We start from the raw sequence: 16,916 nt of genomic DNA, 5'->3' as shown, positions 1-16,916 counted from the left end.
TGGAACCACCTGATCCCATCCCGAACTCAGTAGTGAAACGATGCATCGCCGATGGTAGTGTGGGGTTTCCCCATGTGAGAGTAGGTCATCGTCAAGCTTATATTCCAAACCCCCCATCTGCGTGAGCAGGTGGGGGGTTTGTCTTTGCGCGCCGGAAATATCAATCCCAGCAGCCTTGCGCTCGCTCAACCCTGCGGTTTGTTAATATCTCGCGTCCTGTTGTTCCTTCTGAGGCTGGAGTTTGCCGATGTCCGCCCCTGTGACCCCTTTCGGGCTTGCCGCCCTGCCGGATGCCTACAAGGCGGTGCTCTATGTGCTGGCTTTGTCTTTCCCAGGCAAGCATAAAACCGCTTTGCTCGAGCAGTTGCGCGAGATGGGGGTACGCAGCACCTCTAGCCGGGCGATGGACGGGCCGGCGCTGAGCGAGATACTGGCGATGCTGCACCGCCTCGACTGAGACAGCATTGGTGGAAGCCAAGGCCTAATTTGCAAGTACCTGTCCAAGGAGCCGGCCTTGTCGGGGCACGACCAAGAACAGCTAAATGCCATTTCCTGGTACCTGGTTATGCACCCCTGTAAAGGCTTCGATATCAGATTTCAAACGAAATGATGAATGAGGTGATGCGAAAGGGCCATGCTATGCGGCACGTTGCGCTTCCTTCAATTGAATAGGCGTGTCGCGCTCTAGCCGGGTTTTTCGCGCAGTTTCACAACCTGTAGGCGCGCCGTTATCATGCGTGCCTTGCAACCCAGTGAGATCAGCATGTTGCCACTACTAAGGCTGCTTCAAGATGGACGTTTTCATTCGGGCGAAGCGCTAGGCGCCGCCTTGGGTGTCAGTCGCTCAGCGATATGGAAGCAATTAAAGTCCTTGGAGGCTGAGTTAGCCTTGCCTGTTCATAGAGTCCGTGGGCGTGGATACCGCTTGGAGAGTCAGCTTGTTCTATTGGATGAGGATGTTCTGCCTGCCAGTGAGTCTGCAGGGGGCTGGCCATTAAGTATTCTGCCCACTGTGGATTCGACTAATGCAGAGGTATTGAGGCGTTTGGTGAGCGGTCAGGTGCCGCCTTTTATCGTAATGGCGGAGCGCCAGACCTCTGGGCGGGGGCGTCGAGGGCGTAATTGGGTGAGCCCCTTTGGTGAGAACCTCTATTACAGCCTGGCGCTTCAAGTGAATGGCGGTATGCGTCAGCTTGAGGGGTTGAGCCTCGTTGTGGGCTTGGCTCTGCTTCGTGCGCTGCGTTCAGTCGGGGTGGTAGCTGCGGGGTTGAAGTGGCCTAACGATGTATTGGTCGATGGCCGCAAGATAGCGGGTATTCTCCTTGAGTTGTCTGGCGATCCGGCTGATGTATGTCACGTGGTGATAGGTATCGGAGTCAATGTGAACATGCTCGCTGAGAAGGGTGATATCGATCAGCCGTGGACGTCAATGCGTTCAGAGCTCGGGAGCCTGGTCGATCGCAATGAGTTTGTTTTTGAGCTTAATCGCCAGTTATCACTGTATCTAGGTGTGCATGAAAAGCATGGCTTTTCGGTTTTGAGGGCTGAGTGGGAAGAAAATCATCTATGGCAGGGGCGTCATGTGAAGCTCACCATGGGTGCCAGTCCGGTTGAGGGGGTGGTGTTGGGCGTCGACCAGACGGGTGCCATTCGCTTGCGGGTTGCCGGGGTAGAGCAAAGCTTTAGTGGTGGAGAGCTCAGTTTGAGGTTGAATGATGATTCTTGAGCTCGATTGTGGAAATAGCTTTATCAAATGGCGGATCGTCACAGAAAGTGGCGTGAGTGCGGGCTGTGGCGGTGTTGTTGGTACCGATGAAGAGCTTATTCAGGCCGTGCAGCAGCAGTTGCTCAATCTGCGTGCTTGTCGTTTGGTAAGTGTGCGCTCGGATGAAGAAACAACGCGTCTTGTCGATGCGCTCGAGCGAGCATTTGGCATAGAGTGTGTTTGTGCGCATGCGGCCGTGGAGTTGGCCGGTGTGCGTAATGGGTATGAGCAGTATGAGCGTCTAGGGCTTGATCGCTGGCTTGCGCTGGTTGCTGCATACCAGCAAGCTCGTCAGGCGTGCTTGGTACTAGACTTGGGCACTGCCGTGACCTCTGACTTTGTTGATGCTGATGGTCGACACCTTGGCGGTTTTATTTGCCCTGGTGTGCCTTTGATGCGTAATCAATTGCACACACACACTCGCCGAACGCGTTATGACGATCGACTTGCCACGCAGGCGATGCAGGGCTTTGCGCCCGGGCGCACAACGGCTGAGGCGGTTGAGCGCGGTTGCTCATTGATGCTGCAGGGGTTTGTTCATACCCAGCTGGATATGGCTCGCGACTACTGGGGGGGGCGTTTCGTGGTCTTCCTGACGGGGGGTGATGCTTCTTTGGTGGTCAACCTATTGCCGGGTGCTCAAGTAGTCCCTGACCTGGTCTTTATCGGATTGGCAATCGCCTGTCCGTTGCGTTGAGGTCATGCATGCGCTGGATGTTCTTGCTGTTGATTGTATTGAATCTGTTCTATTACGTGTGGAACCAGCAGCAGGCGCCATTGCGTCCTAAAGAGGTTGCCCCGCTGGCCCTTGTCCAAGACAGTAAGCGCGATATTCAGCTGTTGAGTGAGTCTGATGAGCCTGTGCGGCTTGATCAGGCGCCGCCTGTGGTCGCTGGGGCAGTCTGTCTTTTCCTCGGAGACTTTGAGTCGGAGTCTTCAGCTGCTGCAGTAGAGCAGCGGCTTGTCAGCCTCGATATTCGCTCGCGCGTGCAAGCGATGGATGCCGCAGCAGAAGTCGAGTATTGGGTGTATTTACCGCCACTGGCTTCACGCCAGGCCTCGCTTCGGCAATTGAAAGAGTTGCAGGCGAGGAAGATAGACAGCTACATCATCACCCAGGGAGATTTGGCTAACGGAATATCGCTGGGGATTTTTCCGCGTGAGGACTCGGCAAGGGGGGTGATGCAGCGTCTGCGTGATGCTGGTTACGACTCCGAGTTGAGGGAATTGCCGCGTTCTCATCGAAGCTATTGGGTGCGAATCTCGCCCGAAAGCCGTCAATTGGTCAGCGATTCGCTGTTGGAGAGTTTGGCTTTTGACTTCAATGGGTTGCAGCATCAATTAATGCCGTGCGAAAGCATTGCAACCGCTCGTTAGATTGCATAGAATGGCGCCCGCTTCGCAGAGTGGCTTTAACGGCAAATCTGCAGAGTTACTGTCAGTGCAGCTAACCTCAGGTTTTTAATGAGAAATTGCTTGACAGTAGGGTGGCTTCTAAAGAGAATGCCGCCTCCTTTTGGAGGGATTCCCGAGTGGCCAAAGGGATCAGACTGTAAATCTGACGTCATCGACTTCGAAGGTTCGAATCCTTCTCCCTCCACCAGATTTAGCGTGAGCTACAAGCTCAGCGGGTATAGTTCAGTGGTAGAACCTCAGCCTTCCAAGCTGATGATGCGGGTTCGATTCCCGCTACCCGCTCCATGTTTGTGGTTGGCGCAATGTGTAACGCTCATGTAGCTCAGCTGGTAGAGCACACCCTTGGTAAGGGTGAGGTCAGCGGTTCGAGTCCGCTCATGAGCTCCATTCAGCAAAGGCAGATATGAAAGTATCTGCCTTTGTTTTAATGGCGGTATGACTTGCTTAATTCTTCGCTTGGAGGCAGTCGAGATGGCTAAAGAAAAGTTTGAACGTAATAAGCCGCACGTTAACGTAGGTACTATCGGCCACGTCGACCACGGCAAGACTACTCTGACTGCTGCGCTGACCAAGGTGTGTGCCGAAGCTTTCGGTGGCGCCGTACGTGATTTCGCGCAGATCGACAGCGCTCCGGAAGAAAAAGCTCGTGGTATCACCATCAACACTTCCCACGTTGAGTACGATTCCAACATCCGTCACTACGCTCACGTAGATTGCCCGGGCCACGCTGACTATGTGAAGAACATGATCACCGGTGCTGCGCAGATGGATGGCGCTATTCTGGTTTGCTCCGCTGCCGACGGCCCGATGCCTCAGACTCGCGAGCACATCCTGCTGTCCCGTCAGGTCGGCGTTCCTTACATCGTGGTCTTCCTGAACAAGGCTGACATGGTGGATGACGCTGAGCTGCTGGAACTGGTTGAGATGGAAGTGCGTGACCTGCTGTCGATGTATGACTTCCCAGGCGACGACACTCCGATCATCATCGGTTCGGCGTTGATGGCCCTGAATGGCCAGGACGACAACGAGATGGGTACCACAGCCGTGCGCAAGCTGGTTGAGACTCTGGATACCTATATTCCGGATCCGGTACGCGTTATCGACAAGCCGTTCCTGATGCCTGTTGAAGACGTGTTCTCGATCTCTGGTCGCGGTACCGTTGTGACTGGTCGTATCGAGCGCGGCATCATCAAGATCCAGGAAGAAGTTGAGATTGTAGGCCTGCGTCCTACCGTCAAGACCATCTGTACAGGTGTTGAGATGTTCCGCAAGCTGCTCGACGAAGGTCGTGCGGGTGAGAACTGCGGTATCTTGCTGCGTGGCACCAAGCGTGACGACGTCGAGCGTGGTCAGATTCTGGCCAAGCCGGGTAGTGTTAAGCCGCACACCAAGTTTGAAGCAGAAGTCTATGTCCTGAGCAAGGATGAAGGCGGTCGTCATACTCCGTTCTTCAAGGGCTACCGTCCGCAGTTCTACTTCCGCACTACCGACGTAACCGGTAACTGCGAGCTGCCGGAAGGCGTTGAAATGGTAATGCCGGGCGACAACGTGAAAATGGTTGTTACCCTGATCAAGTCGATCGCCATGGAAGATGGTCTGCGTTTCGCGATTCGCGAAGGCGGCCGTACCGTTGGTGCCGGCGTGGTTGCCAAGATCATCGAGTAATCGGTTGATCTGTCCCTCTCAGGTCGGCATAATGGTCGGCCTGATTTTAGTATTAGGTCAGTAGCTCAATTGGCAGAGCGGCGGTCTCCAAAACCGCAGGTTGGGGGTTCGATTCCCTCCTGACCTGCCATTTTCTAACGAATTTGGCGTGTCTTCTTACAGGATCCTCGTAAATGACTGTTAAGGCTGAAGCCAAAGATTCGCGCTTTGATCTGCTGAAGTGGGTTGTGGTCTCCGCTTTGGTAGTGGCGGGCGTGGTTGGTAATCAGTACTTTTCTGCTGAGCCAATCCTGTACCGTGTGCTGGCCTTGCTTGTCCTTGCGATCGTTGCCGGCGCTGTCGCGCTGCAGACGGCCAGGGGGCAGGCTTTTTCCGAGCTGGCAAAAGAAGCGCGCATTGAGATTCGTAAGGTCGTTTGGCCAACCCGCCAGGAAACCACGCAGACTACGTTGATTGTCGTGGCTGTTGTTCTGGTTATGGCGCTGCTGTTGTGGGGTTTAGATACCTTGCTCGGTTGGCTTGTTTCGTTTGTAGTCGGTTAAAGGTGTCCCGTGGCTAAGCGTTGGTACGTTGTGCATGCTTACTCGGGTTACGAGAAGCATGTGATGCGCTCGTTGATCGAGCGTGTAAAGCTCGCCGGTATGGAAGATGGTTTCGGTGAGATTCTGGTCCCTACTGAAGAAGTAGTGGAGATGCGCAATGGCCAGAAGCGCAAAAGCGAGCGCAAATTTTTTCCTGGTTATGTGTTGGTGCAGATGGACATGAACGAAGGCACTTGGCACTTGGTCAAGGATACGCCTCGGGTCATGGGCTTCATCGGTGGAACTGCGGATAAGCCGGCAGCCATTACCGACAAGGAAGCAGATGCCATCTTGCGTCGCGTCGCTGACAGTGGCGATAAGCCCAAGCCGAAGACCCTATTTGAGCCGGGTGAGATGGTTCGCGTCGTTGACGGGCCGTTCGCCGACTTTAGTGGTGTAGTCGAAGAAGTGAATTATGAGAAAAGCCGTATCCAGGTGGCGGTGACTATTTTCGGTCGCTCCACTCCGGTCGAGCTGGAGTTCAGTCAGGTCGAAAAGGCGTAACTGACACAAGCATCCCTTACCCCGCAGTCACAAGCTGCGGGGTTTTGTCGTCACTGGGATAAATACGTAAATCATCGGGGAGCCGTAAGGCGCTAGAACCCGTAATTGGAGTAGCTCATGGCTAAGAAAATAACGGCTTATATCAAGCTGCAAGTAAAGGCTGCACAGGCTAACCCGAGTCCGCCAGTAGGTCCGGCATTGGGTCAGCATGGCGTGAACATCATGGAGTTCTGCAAGGCGTTCAACGCCAGGACCCAGGGTATGGAGCCCGGTCTGCCAACCCCAGTGATCATCACTGTGTACAGCGACCGCAGTTTTACCTTTGAAACCAAAAGCACCCCGGCTTCGGTTCTGCTGAAGAAGGCTGCGGGCCTGACCAGCGGTTCGGCTCGTCCGAACACCGTAAAGGTTGGCACTGTGACCCGTGCCCAGCTGGAAGAGATCGCCAAGACCAAGCAGGCTGATCTGACTTCCGCTGATATGGATGCTGCCGTGCGTACAATCGCCGGCTCTGCTCGTAGCATGGGCCTCAACGTGGAGGGTGTGTAATGGCTAAGCTGACTAAGCGTCAAAAGGCAATCGCTGAGAAAATTGAAGCCGGTAAGGCTTACAACTTTTCTGAAGCTGCCACCCTTCTGGCTGAATTGTCGACTGTCAAGTTCTCCGAATCTGTTGATGTCGCTGTGAACCTGGGCGTTGATCCGCGTAAATCCGACCAGGTTGTACGTGGTGCTACCGTGCTGCCGAATGGTTCGGGCAAAAGCGTTCGCGTTGCCGTGTTCACCCAGGGCCCTGCAGCTGAAGCTGCTCTGGCTGCTGGTGCTGATCGCGTGGGTATGGATGAACTGGCTGCTGAAATGAAAGGCGGCGACCTGAACTATGACGTAGTCATCGCATCCCCGGATGCCATGCGCGTTGTTGGTCAGTTGGGTCAGATTCTCGGTCCGCGCGGCCTGATGCCGAACCCGAAAGTAGGTACCGTGACTCCAGACGTTGCCACTGCAGTGCGCAATGCCAAGGCTGGTCAGGTACGTTTCCGTACCGACAAAAACGGTATCATCCACGGTTCCGTGGGCAAGGTTGGCTTCGATGCCGAGAAGCTGAAGCAGAACGTTGAAGCGCTGATCTCCGATCTGAAGCGTCTCAAGCCGTCGACTTCGAAAGGCATCTACGTCAAGCGCGTGACCCTGAGCACCACAATGGGTCCTGGTCTGGTTATCGACCAAGCTTCGCTCGACGCGTAATGAATTCGGCTGGCGCAAGTGATTGCGTCAGCCTGCAAAATTGGGGTCCCTGCCTGGCGGGGGCTATCCAAGACCGTAGGTGGTGCAAGCCTTAAACCCGGAGAGTGATCTCCGGCAGCCTACGCAGATGGTGCTCCCGATTCTTACCGAATCAGACACCAAAACGCCGTCCAGCTTCGGTTGGACGAAACGGTAACATCCAGGAGTAAACCCGTGGCAATTAAACTCGAAGACAAAAAGGCCATCGTCGCTGAAGTCAACGAGGCTGCCAAAGCTGCCCTGTCCGCTGTCGTGGCTGATGCCCGTGGCGTGACCGTAGCTGCAATGACCGGACTCCGTAAAGAGGCCCGCGCATCTGGTGTGTACGTGAAAGTCGTGCGTAACACCCTGCTGCGCCGCGCCGTTGAGGGTACTCAGTTTGACGTGCTCAACGACGTGTTCAAAGGCCCGACCCTGATTGCGTTCTCCAACGAACATCCGGGCGCTGCTGCTCGTATTTTCAAGGATTTCGCCAAGGGTCAGAGCAAGTTCGAGATCAAGGCAGCTTCGTTCGAGGGTCAGTTCCTCGCAGCCAATCAGATCGACGTACTGGCAACTCTGCCGACTTACAACGAAGCGATTTCTCAGCTGATGAGCGTGATGCAAGGCGCTACCAGCAAGTTCGTTCGTACTTTGGCGGCTGTTCGCGACCAGAAAGAAGCTGCAGCGGCCTAAGGCTGGCTGCGTCGTCTTTCAATCTTATTTGTTTAATTTGATGGCCGCGAAGGCTGTCCCCCAATACAGGAATTTAGAGTCATGGCTCTGACCAACGAAGACATCATCAACGCCGTTTCCGACATGTCCGTGATGCAGGTTGTTGAACTGATCAAGGCAATGGAAGAGAAGTTCGGTGTTACTGCCGCTGCTGCTGCTGGCCCGGCTGCTGCCGTTGCTGCTGTAGCTGAAGAGCAAACCGAATTCAACGTCGTGCTGCTGGAAGCTGGCGAGAAGAAAGTAAACGTGATCAAGGCTGTTCGTGAACTGACCGGTCTGGGTCTGAAAGAAGCTAAGGCCGTAGTAGATGGCGCTCCTGGCGTTGTCAAAGAAGGTGTTTCGAAGGACGAAGCTGCAGCTGCAGTCAAGGTCCTGGAAGATGCTGGCGCTAAAGTCGAGCTCAAGTAAGCGACGACCTTGCGTCTACAGCCTGAGCGACTCGCGTAAGGCTGATGGCTGGTGGCTTTTGCCACCGGCCTTTTTCCGTTGTAGGTCGGCTAATCACTAGTCGGCCCTCAATGGGAACAACCCACCCTAAGTGGTGGCGCAAACCAAAGGGTTTGCAAGAGTTTCTGGCTGCTCCCATCGGAGAGGCCAAATAAGCAGGTGACCAAGCTGGGGAACGCTGATGGCTTACTCATATACTGAGAAAAAACGTATCCGCAAGGACTTTAGCAAGTTGCCGGATGTCATGGATGTGCCTTATCTCCTGGCCATCCAGCTGGATTCGTATCGCGAATTCCTGCAGGCGGGAGCGACCAAGGACCAGTTTCGTGACATCGGCCTGCATGCGGCCTTCAAGTCCGTTTTCCCGATCATCAGCTACTCCGGCAATGCGGCCCTGGAGTATGTTGGTTATCGCTTGGGCGATCCGGCATTTGACGTAAAAGAGTGCGTGTTGCGCGGCGTGACATTCGCGGTGCCGCTGCGGGTGAAAGTGCGTCTGATCATTTTCGACAAAGAATCGTCGAACAAAGCGATCAAGGATATTAAAGAGCAAGAAGTTTACATGGGGGAAATCCCCCTGATGACCGAGAACGGTACCTTCGTTATCAACGGTACCGAGCGCGTTATCGTCTCCCAGTTGCATCGCTCCCCAGGCGTGTTCTTCGATCACGACCGTGGCAAGACGCACAGCTCGGGTAAGCTGCTGTACTCGGCGCGCGTCATTCCTTACCGCGGCTCCTGGCTGGACTTCGAGTTCGATCCGAAGGACGCCGTATTCGTGCGTATCGACCGTCGCCGCAAGTTACCGGCTTCGGTTCTGTTGCGTGCGCTGGGTTACAGCACTGAAGAAGTGCTGGACGCTTTCTATGCGACCAACGTTTTCCATGTGAAGGGTGAAACCCTCAACCTGGAACTGGTACCGCATCGCCTGCGTGGTGAAATCGCCGTTCTCGATATCAAGGACGAGAAAGGCAAGATCATCGTCGAGCAGGGCCGTCGGATTACCGCGCGCCATATCAATCAGCTAGACAAGGCTGGCACTAAAGAGCTGGAAGTGCCGATCGACTACCTGATCGGGCGCACGAGTGCCAAGGCCATCGTCCATCCGGCGACCGGTGAAATCATCGCGGAGTGCAACACCGAGCTGAACGTCGAGATCCTGGCCAAAGTGGTCAAGGCTCAGGTTGTGCGGATCGAAACGTTGTATACCAACGATATCGATTGCGGCCCGTTCATCTCCGATACCCTGAAGATCGACAGCACTACCAATCAGCTGGAAGCGCTGGTCGAGATTTACCGCATGATGCGTCCTGGCGAGCCGCCAACCAAGGATGCAGCCGAGACCCTGTTCAACAACCTGTTCTTCAGTCCCGAGCGTTATGACCTTTCTGCAGTAGGTCGGATGAAGTTCAACCGTCGTATCGGGCGCACCGAAATCGAAGGTTCGGGCGTGCTGTGCAAGGAAGATATCGTCGCGGTTCTCAAGACCCTGGTCGATATCCGTAACGGCAAGGGCATCGTCGACGACATCGACCACTTGGGTAACCGCCGCGTCCGTTGCGTTGGCGAGATGGCCGAGAACCAGTTCCGCGTGGGCCTGGTACGTGTCGAGCGCGCGGTTAAAGAGCGCCTGTCGATGGCTGAAAGCGAAGGCCTGATGCCGCAGGATCTGATCAACGCTAAGCCGGTTGCGGCGGCGGTGAAAGAGTTCTTCGGTTCCAGCCAGCTTTCGCAGTTCATGGACCAGAACAACCCGCTCTCCGAGATCACCCACAAGCGCCGTGTTTCCGCGCTCGGCCCGGGCGGTCTGACGCGTGAGCGTGCTGGCTTCGAAGTCCGTGACGTACACCCGACCCATTACGGCCGCGTGTGCCCGATCGAAACGCCGGAAGGTCCGAACATCGGTCTGATCAACTCCCTGGCAGCCTATGCGCGTACCAACCAGTACGGCTTCCTCGAGAGCCCGTACCGTGTGGTGAACGACACCCTAGTGACTGACGAAATCGTCTTCCTCTCGGCAATCGAAGAGGCCGATCACGTGATCGCCCAGGCTTCGGCCACGATGAACGACAAAGGTCAGCTGGTCGATGAGTTGGTGGCCGTGCGTCACCTCAACGAGTTCACCGTTAAAGCGCCTGAAGACGTCACCCTGATGGACGTTTCGCCGAAGCAGGTAGTTTCGGTTGCCGCCTCGTTGATTCCGTTCCTCGAGCACGACGACGCCAACCGCGCGTTGATGGGTTCGAACATGCAGCGTCAGGCTGTGCCGACTCTGCGTTGCGACAAGCCGCTAGTCGGTACCGGTATGGAGCGCAACGTTGCGCGTGACTCCGGGGTTTGCGTAGTCGCGCGTCGCGGTGGTGTGATCGATTCGGTCGACGCCAGCCGTATCGTGGTTCGGGTCAACAATGACGAAGTCGAAACCGGTGAAGCCGGTGTCGACATCTATAACCTGACCAAATACACCCGCTCCAACCAGAACACCTGCATCAACCAGCGTCCGCTGGTGAGCAAGGGTGATCAGGTCGAGCGCAGCGACATCCTGGCCGACGGCCCGTCCACCGATATGGGTGAACTGGCGCTGGGTCAGAACATGCGCGTCGCGTTCATGCCGTGGAACGGTTACAACTTCGAAGACTCCATCCTCCTCTCGGAGCGTGTGGTCCAGGAAGACCGATTCACCACGATCCACATTCAGGAACTGACCTGTGTGGCGCGTGACACCAAGCTCGGGCCGGAGGAGATCAGCTCTGATATCCCGAACGTCGGTGAGGCTGCACTGAACAAGCTGGACGAAGCCGGTATCGTTTACGTAGGTGCCGAAGTAGGCGCGGGCGACATCCTTGTTGGCAAGGTCACGCCGAAAGGCGAGACCCAGCTGACGCCAGAAGAGAAGCTGTTGCGTGCGATCTTCGGTGAGAAGGCGTCCGATGTTAAGGACACCTCCCTGCGTGTGCCGACTGGTACCAAGGGCACCGTTATCGACGTGCAGGTCTTCACTCGTGACGGCGTAGAGCGTGATGCTCGTGCTCTGTCCATCGAGAAAAGCCAGCTCGACGAGATCCGCAAGGACTTGAACGAAGAGTTCCGCATCGTTGAGGGCGCGACTTTCGAGCGTCTGCGTGAAGCCTTGGTCGGCAAGAAGGCCGAAGGCGGCGCTGGTTTGAAGAAAGGCACAGAGATCACCGACGAGTTCCTCGACGGCCTCGAACACGGTCAGTGGTTCAAGCTGCGCATGGCCGACGACGCCTTGAACGAGCAGTTGGAAAAGGCCCAGGCCTATATCTCCGACCGCCGTCAGTTGCTCGACGACAAGTTCGAAGACAAGAAGCGCAAGCTGCAGCAGGGCGATGACCTGGCGCCGGGCGTGCTGAAGATCGTCAAGGTCTACCTGGCAATCCGTCGTCGCATCCAGCCGGGCGACAAGATGGCTGGTCGTCACGGTAACAAGGGTGTGGTCTCGGTGATCATGCCGGTCGAAGACATGCCGCACGACGTGCATGGCACGCCGGTCGACATCGTTCTCAACCCGCTGGGCGTACCTTCGCGGATGAACGTCGGACAGATCCTCGAAACCCACCTGGGCCTTGCGGCTAAAGGGCTGGGCGAGAAGATCAACCGCATGCTCGAAGAGCAGCGCAAGGTCTCCGAGTTGCGCAAGTTCATGCAGCAGATCTACAACGAGATCGGCGGCCGTCAGGAAAACCTGGATGAACTGAGCGATCAGGAAATCCTCAACCTGGCGAAGAACCTGCGCGGCGGCGTGCCTATGGCCACCCCGGTGTTCGACGGTGCCAAGGAAAGCGAAATCAAGGCCATGCTCAAGCTGGCAGATCTGCCAGAGAGCGGTCAGATGCGCCTGATCGACGGCCGGACGGGTAACCAGTTCGAGCGTCCGACCACCGTTGGCTACATGTACATGCTGAAACTGAACCACCTGGTGGACGACAAGATGCACGCGCGTTCCACGGGTTCCTACAGCCTGGTTACCCAGCAGCCGCTGGGTGGTAAGGCGCAGTTCGGTGGTCAGCGCTTTGGTGAGATGGAGGTCTGGGCACTGGAAGCCTATGGCGCCGCCTACACCCTGCAGGAAATGCTGACCGTTAAGTCGGATGACGTGAACGGCCGTACCAAGATGTACAAAAACATCGTGGACGGTGATCACCGTATGGAGCCGGGCATGCCCGAGTCCTTCAACGTACTGATCAAAGAGATCCGTTCGCTCGGTATCGACATCGATCTGGAAACCGAATAACACGTGACGCGAATCGAGAGCGGGGCTGCATTGCCCGCTCTCTGCTCCGCCAGGAGGAAAGGCCTTGAAAGACCTACTGAATTTGCTGAAAAACCAGGGTCAAGTCGAAGAGTTCGACGCCATCCGTATCGGATTGGCTTCGCCTGAGATGATCCGTTCGTGGTCGTTCGGTGAAGTTAAAAAGCCGGAAACCATCAACTACCGTACGTTCAAACCTGAGCGTGATGGCCTGTTCTGCGCCAAGATCTTTGGCCCGGTAAAGGATTACGAGTGCCTGTGCGGTAAGTACAAGCGCTTGAAGCACCGTGGTGTGATCTGCGAGAAGTGTGGCGTTGAAGTGGCCTTGGCCAAGGTTCGACGCGAGCGCATGGCGCACATCGAACTGGCTTCGCCGGTTGCCCACATCTGGTTCCTCAAATCGCTGCCGAGCCGTATCGGTCTGCTGATGGACATGACCCTGCGTGATATCGAACGCGTACTCTATTTCGAGAGCTACGTGGTAATCGATCCGGGCATGACCACCTTGGAAAAAGGTCAGCTGCTGAACGATGAGCAGTACTTCGAGGCACTCGAAGAGTTCGGTGACGACTTCGATGCCCGCATGGGTGCCGAGGCCGTTCGTGAGCTGCTGCATGCCATCGACCTGGAGTTCGAGATTGGCCGTCTGCGCGAAGAAATTCCGCAAACCAACTCGGAAACCAAGATCAAAAAGCTGTCCAAGCGTCTGAAGCTGATGGAAGCCTTCCTGGGTTCCGGCAACTTGCCAGAGTGGATGGTGTTGACCGTTCTGCCGGTTCTGCCGCCAGATCTGCGTCCGCTGGTTCCGCTCGACGGTGGCCGCTTTGCGACCTCGGATCTCAACGATCTGTATCGCCGCGTAATCAACCGTAACAACCGCCTGAAGCGCCTGCTCGATCTGTCCGCGCCGGACATCATCGTGCGCAACGAAAAGCGCATGCTGCAGGAAGCTGTAGACGCCCTGCTCGACAACGGTCGTCGCGGTCGTGCCATCACTGGCTCGAACAAGCGTCCGCTGAAATCCTTGGCCGACATGATCAAGGGTAAGCAAGGTCGCTTCCGGCAGAACCTGCTCGGTAAGCGCGTGGACTACTCCGGTCGTTCGGTAATTACCGTGGGCCCGACCCTGCGTCTGCACCAGTGCGGTCTGCCGAAGAAGATGGCTCTCGAGCTGTTCAAGCCGTTCATTTTCGGCAAGCTGGAAATGCGTGGTCTCGCGACCACCATCAAGGCCGCGAAGAAGATGGTCGAGCGTGAGCTGCCGGAAGTATGGGACGTGCTCGCCGAAGTGATTCGCGAACACCCCGTACTGCTCAACCGCGCACCGACCCTTCACCGTCTGGGCATCCAGGCGTTTGAGCCGGTTCTCATCGAAGGTAAAGCGATCCAGCTGCACCCGCTGGTCTGCGCTGCGTACAACGCCGACTTCGACGGTGACCAGATGGCCGTGCACGTGCCGCTGACGCTGGAAGCCCAGCTGGAAGCGCGCGCGCTGATGATGTCGACCAACAACATTCTGTCGCCAGCCAACGGTGAGCCGATCATCGTGCCGTCGCAGGACGTGGTCTTGGGTCTGTATTACATGACCCGTGAAGCGATCAACGCCAAAGGCGAAGGCCGCGTGTTCGCTGACCTGCAGGAAGTCGACCGGGTGTTCCGTGCTGGCGAAGCTTCGCTGCATGCCAAGGTCAAAGTGCGCATCAACGAAGTCATCAAGGATCGTGATGGCACCATCACCAAGAACACTCGCATCGTCGACACCACTGTCGGTCGTGCGCTGTTGTTCCAGGTGGTTCCGGATGGCCTGTCCTATGACGTGGTCAACCAGTCGATGAAGAAGAAGGCGATCTCCAAGCTGATCAACCAGTGCTACCGCACTGTTGGCTTGAAAGACACCGTGATCTTCGCTGACCAGCTGATGTACACCGGTTTCGCCTATTCGACCATCTCCGGTGTATCGATCGGTGTGAATGACTTCGTCATCCCGGATGAGAAGGCGCAGATCATTGACGCCGCCACCGAGGAAGTCAAAGAGATCGAATCGCAGTACGCCTCTGGCCTGGTTACCCAGGGCGAGAAGTACAATAAGGTGATCGACCTCTGGTCCAAGGCCAACGACGAAGTGTCCAAGGCGATGATGGCCAACCTCTCGAAAGAGAAGGTCATCGACCGTCATGGCAACGAAGTCGAGCAGGAGTCCTTCAACTCCATGTACATGATGGCCGACTCCGGTGCGCGGGGTTCTGCTGCGCAGATCCGTCAGCTCGCCGGTATGCGCGGTCTGATGGCCAAGCCGGACGGCTCGATCATCGAAACGCCGATCACCGCGAACTTCCGCGAAGGTCTTAGCGTTCTGCAGTACTTCATCTCCACTCACGGTGCTCGTAAGGGTCTTGCGGATACCGCATTGAAGACTGCGAACTCCGGTTACCTGACCCGTCGCCTGGTCGATGTGGCCCAGGATCTGGTGGTTACCGCGATCGATTGTGGTACTGAGCATGGCTTGCTCATGACTCCGCACATCGAAGGCGGTGACGTGGTTGAGCCGTTGGGCGAGCGCGTCCTGGGCCGAGTCATTGCCCATGACGTGTTCAAGCCTGGCAGCGACGAGCTCCTGGTGCCTGGCGGTACTCTGGTCGACGAGGAATGGGTCGAGTTCATCGAGCTGAACAGCATCGACGAAGTAATCGTGCGTTCGCCGATTACCTGCGAGACCCGCTACGGTATCTGCGCCAAGTGCTACGGTCGCGACCTGGCACGTGGTCACCAGATCAACATCGGTGAAGCGGTCGGCGTTATCGCTGCTCAATCAATCGGTGAGCCGGGAACCCAGCTGACCATGCGTACGTTCCACATTGGTGGAGCGGCCAGCCGGACTTCCGCTGCGGATAGCGTGCAAGTGAAGAACGGCGGCATGGTTCGTCTGCACAACCTTAAACACGTTGAGCGTCTGGACGGTAACCTGGTAGCCGTGTCGCGGTCCGGTGAGCTGGCGATTGCCGACGAGTTCGGTCGTGAGCGTGAGCGTTACAAGCTGCCTTACGGTGCGGTTATTTCGGTGAAGGAAGGTGACAAGGTCGACGCTGGCGCCATCGTCGCCAAGTGGGATCCGCACACCCACCCGATCGTTACCGAGATGAAAGGTACCGTGACCTACGTGGGCATGGAAGAAGGCATCACCATCAAGCGCCAGACCGACGAATTGACCGGTCTGACCAACATCGAAGTGCTGGATCCGAAAGATCGCCCAGCCGCCGGCAAGGACATCCGTCCAGCCGTGAAGATGGTGGGTATTGATGGCAAGGATCTGCTGCTGCCGGGTACCGATGTGCCGGCTCAATACTTCCTGCCGGCTAACGCCTTGGTGGGCGTGGCCAACGGTGTTCAGGTCGGTGTGGGTGATGTTATTGCCCGTATCCCGCAGGAAACCTCGAAGACCCGTGACATCACTGGTGGTCTGCCGCGCGTTGCCGACTTGTTCGAAGCACGTCGTCCGAAAGAAGCCTCTATTCTGGCTGAAATCAGCGGCACCATTGCCTTCGGTAAGGAGACCAAGGGCAAGCGCCGCCTGGTCATTACGCCGACCGACGGCAGCGATCCGTACGAGGAGCTGATTCCGAAGTGGCGTCACCTGAACGTGTTCGAGGGTGAGCAGGTCAATAAGGGTGAAGTCATCTCCGATGGACCGAGTGATCCGCACGACATCCTGCGTCTGTTGGGTGTCAGCGCCTTGGCCAAGTACATCGTCAACGAGATTCAGGACGTTTACCGCCTGCAGGGTGTGAAGATCAACGACAAGCACATCGAGACCATTCTGCGCCAGATGCTGCGCAAGGTCGAAGTGGCCGAGTCGGGTGACTCCACCTTCATCAAGGGTGATCAGATGGAGCTGACCGCGGTACTGGGTGAGAACGAGCGTCTGGCAGCAGACGACAAGTTCATTGCCAAGTACACCCGCGTGCTGTTGGGTATCACCAAGGCATCGTTGTCGACCGAATCGTTCATTTCGGCTGCATCGTTCCAGGAGACAACCCGGGTGCTCACCGAGGCGGCCGTTACTGGCAAGCGCGACTTCTTGCGCGGCCTGAAAGAGAACGTGGTCGTGGGTCGTCTGATCCCGGCCGGTACCGGTCTGGCTTACCATGCTGAGCGTAAGCGCAAGCGTGAAGCCGACAAGCCGGTACGTGTCAGCGCCAGTGAGGTGGAAGCCGCACTGACCGAAGCGCTGAACTCCAGCGGTAGTTGAGTGCTCAGCCTCGTTGCTTCGG

At 56.6% G+C, this 16,916-nt stretch carries 13 protein-coding genes, 4 tRNA genes and 1 rRNA gene; all 18 read left to right on the top strand.

Annotated elements, in window-relative coordinates; translation table 11 throughout:
• Positions 1-97 (top strand): 5S ribosomal RNA (rrf, locus tag LJY18_RS15505); the annotation flags it as partial.
• A gap of 150 nt (positions 98-247) precedes the next feature.
• Complete coding sequence (locus tag LJY18_RS15500; RefSeq protein WP_238042689.1) at positions 248-457, top strand: hypothetical protein; 210 nt, start codon at positions 248-250, stop codon at positions 455-457.
• Between the two features lie 306 nt (positions 458-763).
• A complete protein-coding gene (birA, locus tag LJY18_RS15495; protein ID WP_238042703.1) occupies positions 764-1,726 on the top strand; it encodes a bifunctional biotin--[acetyl-CoA-carboxylase] ligase/biotin operon repressor BirA in 963 nt (320 codons plus the stop codon).
• Positions 1,716-2,462: a pantothenate kinase gene (locus tag LJY18_RS15490; RefSeq protein WP_238042702.1), complete on the top strand. Its 747-nt coding sequence runs from the start codon at positions 1,716-1,718 to the stop codon at positions 2,460-2,462. Before birA ends, LJY18_RS15490 begins: the two co-directional genes overlap by 11 nt.
• 8 nt (positions 2,463-2,470) lie before the next feature.
• Complete coding sequence (locus LJY18_RS15485; RefSeq protein ID WP_238042688.1) at positions 2,471-3,142, top strand: SPOR domain-containing protein; 672 nt, start codon at positions 2,471-2,473, stop codon at positions 3,140-3,142.
• A 141-nt stretch (positions 3,143-3,283) separates the two neighbouring features.
• Positions 3,284-3,368, top strand: a tRNA-Tyr gene (locus LJY18_RS15480).
• A gap of 24 nt (positions 3,369-3,392) precedes the next feature.
• Positions 3,393-3,466, top strand: a tRNA-Gly gene (locus tag LJY18_RS15475).
• Between the two features lie 26 nt (positions 3,467-3,492).
• A tRNA-Thr gene (locus LJY18_RS15470) sits at positions 3,493-3,568 on the top strand.
• 84 nt (positions 3,569-3,652) lie between these two features.
• Complete coding sequence (tuf, locus tag LJY18_RS15465) at positions 3,653-4,846, top strand: elongation factor Tu (RefSeq protein ID WP_238042687.1); 1,194 nt, start codon at positions 3,653-3,655, stop codon at positions 4,844-4,846.
• Positions 4,847-4,900: 54 nt separating this feature from the next.
• Positions 4,901-4,976 (top strand) — tRNA-Trp (locus LJY18_RS15460).
• Positions 4,977-5,019: 43 nt separating this feature from the next.
• A complete protein-coding gene (gene secE / locus LJY18_RS15455; protein WP_238042686.1) occupies positions 5,020-5,388 on the top strand; it encodes a preprotein translocase subunit SecE in 369 nt (122 codons plus the stop codon).
• Between the two features lie 9 nt (positions 5,389-5,397).
• On the top strand, positions 5,398-5,931 hold the full coding sequence (gene nusG, locus LJY18_RS15450; protein ID WP_238042685.1) for a transcription termination/antitermination protein NusG: 534 nt from the start codon (positions 5,398-5,400) through the stop codon (positions 5,929-5,931).
• Between the two features lie 117 nt (positions 5,932-6,048).
• Complete coding sequence (gene rplK / locus LJY18_RS15445; protein ID WP_090505833.1) at positions 6,049-6,480, top strand: 50S ribosomal protein L11; 432 nt, start codon at positions 6,049-6,051, stop codon at positions 6,478-6,480.
• On the top strand, positions 6,480-7,175 hold the full coding sequence (gene rplA, locus LJY18_RS15440; RefSeq protein ID WP_238042684.1) for a 50S ribosomal protein L1: 696 nt from the start codon (positions 6,480-6,482) through the stop codon (positions 7,173-7,175). The genes rplK and rplA overlap by 1 nt, the downstream gene beginning before the upstream one ends.
• 213 nt (positions 7,176-7,388) lie before the next feature.
• A complete protein-coding gene (gene rplJ, locus LJY18_RS15435; protein ID WP_238042683.1) occupies positions 7,389-7,889 on the top strand; it encodes a 50S ribosomal protein L10 in 501 nt (166 codons plus the stop codon).
• An 81-nt stretch (positions 7,890-7,970) separates the two neighbouring features.
• Entirely contained in the window at positions 7,971-8,336 is a 366-nt protein-coding gene (gene rplL, locus LJY18_RS15430; protein WP_238042682.1) for a 50S ribosomal protein L7/L12, read from the top strand.
• A gap of 220 nt (positions 8,337-8,556) precedes the next feature.
• Entirely contained in the window at positions 8,557-12,630 is a 4,074-nt protein-coding gene (rpoB, locus tag LJY18_RS15425; RefSeq protein ID WP_238042681.1) for a DNA-directed RNA polymerase subunit beta, read from the top strand.
• Between the two features lie 64 nt (positions 12,631-12,694).
• Positions 12,695-16,894 carry a DNA-directed RNA polymerase subunit beta' gene (gene rpoC, locus LJY18_RS15420; protein WP_238042680.1) on the top strand — a complete coding sequence of 1,400 codons (4,200 nt, stop codon included), beginning with the start codon at positions 12,695-12,697 and terminating at the stop codon, positions 16,892-16,894.
• Positions 16,895-16,916 lie beyond the last annotated feature (22 nt).

The organism is Pseudomonas sp. MMS21 TM103, assembly GCF_022132145.1.
GTDB lineage: Bacteria > Pseudomonadota > Gammaproteobacteria > Pseudomonadales > Pseudomonadaceae > Aquipseudomonas.
The sequence above is the reverse complement of the archived record's forward strand: the minus strand, read 5'-3'. Positions and strand labels throughout refer to the sequence as shown.

What these genes read in the sequence shown, in the direction of transcription:
- LJY18_RS15500 (WP_238042689.1), top strand. Translation starts at nt 248, where the DNA reads ATGTCCGCCCCTGTGACCCCTTTCGGGCTTGCCGCCCTGCCGGATGCC.
- birA (WP_238042703.1), top strand. Translation starts at nt 764, where the DNA reads ATGTTGCCACTACTAAGGCTGCTTCAAGATGGACGTTTTCATTCGGGC.
- LJY18_RS15490 (WP_238042702.1), top strand. Translation starts at nt 1,716, where the DNA reads ATGATTCTTGAGCTCGATTGTGGAAATAGCTTTATCAAATGGCGGATC.
- LJY18_RS15485 (WP_238042688.1), top strand. Translation starts at nt 2,471, where the DNA reads ATGCGCTGGATGTTCTTGCTGTTGATTGTATTGAATCTGTTCTATTAC.
- tuf (WP_238042687.1), top strand. Translation starts at nt 3,653, where the DNA reads ATGGCTAAAGAAAAGTTTGAACGTAATAAGCCGCACGTTAACGTAGGT.
- secE (WP_238042686.1), top strand. Translation starts at nt 5,020, where the DNA reads ATGACTGTTAAGGCTGAAGCCAAAGATTCGCGCTTTGATCTGCTGAAG.
- rplK (WP_090505833.1), top strand. Translation starts at nt 6,049, where the DNA reads ATGGCTAAGAAAATAACGGCTTATATCAAGCTGCAAGTAAAGGCTGCA.
- rplA (WP_238042684.1), top strand. Translation starts at nt 6,480, where the DNA reads ATGGCTAAGCTGACTAAGCGTCAAAAGGCAATCGCTGAGAAAATTGAA.
- rplL (WP_238042682.1), top strand. Translation starts at nt 7,971, where the DNA reads ATGGCTCTGACCAACGAAGACATCATCAACGCCGTTTCCGACATGTCC.
- rpoB (WP_238042681.1), top strand. Translation starts at nt 8,557, where the DNA reads ATGGCTTACTCATATACTGAGAAAAAACGTATCCGCAAGGACTTTAGC.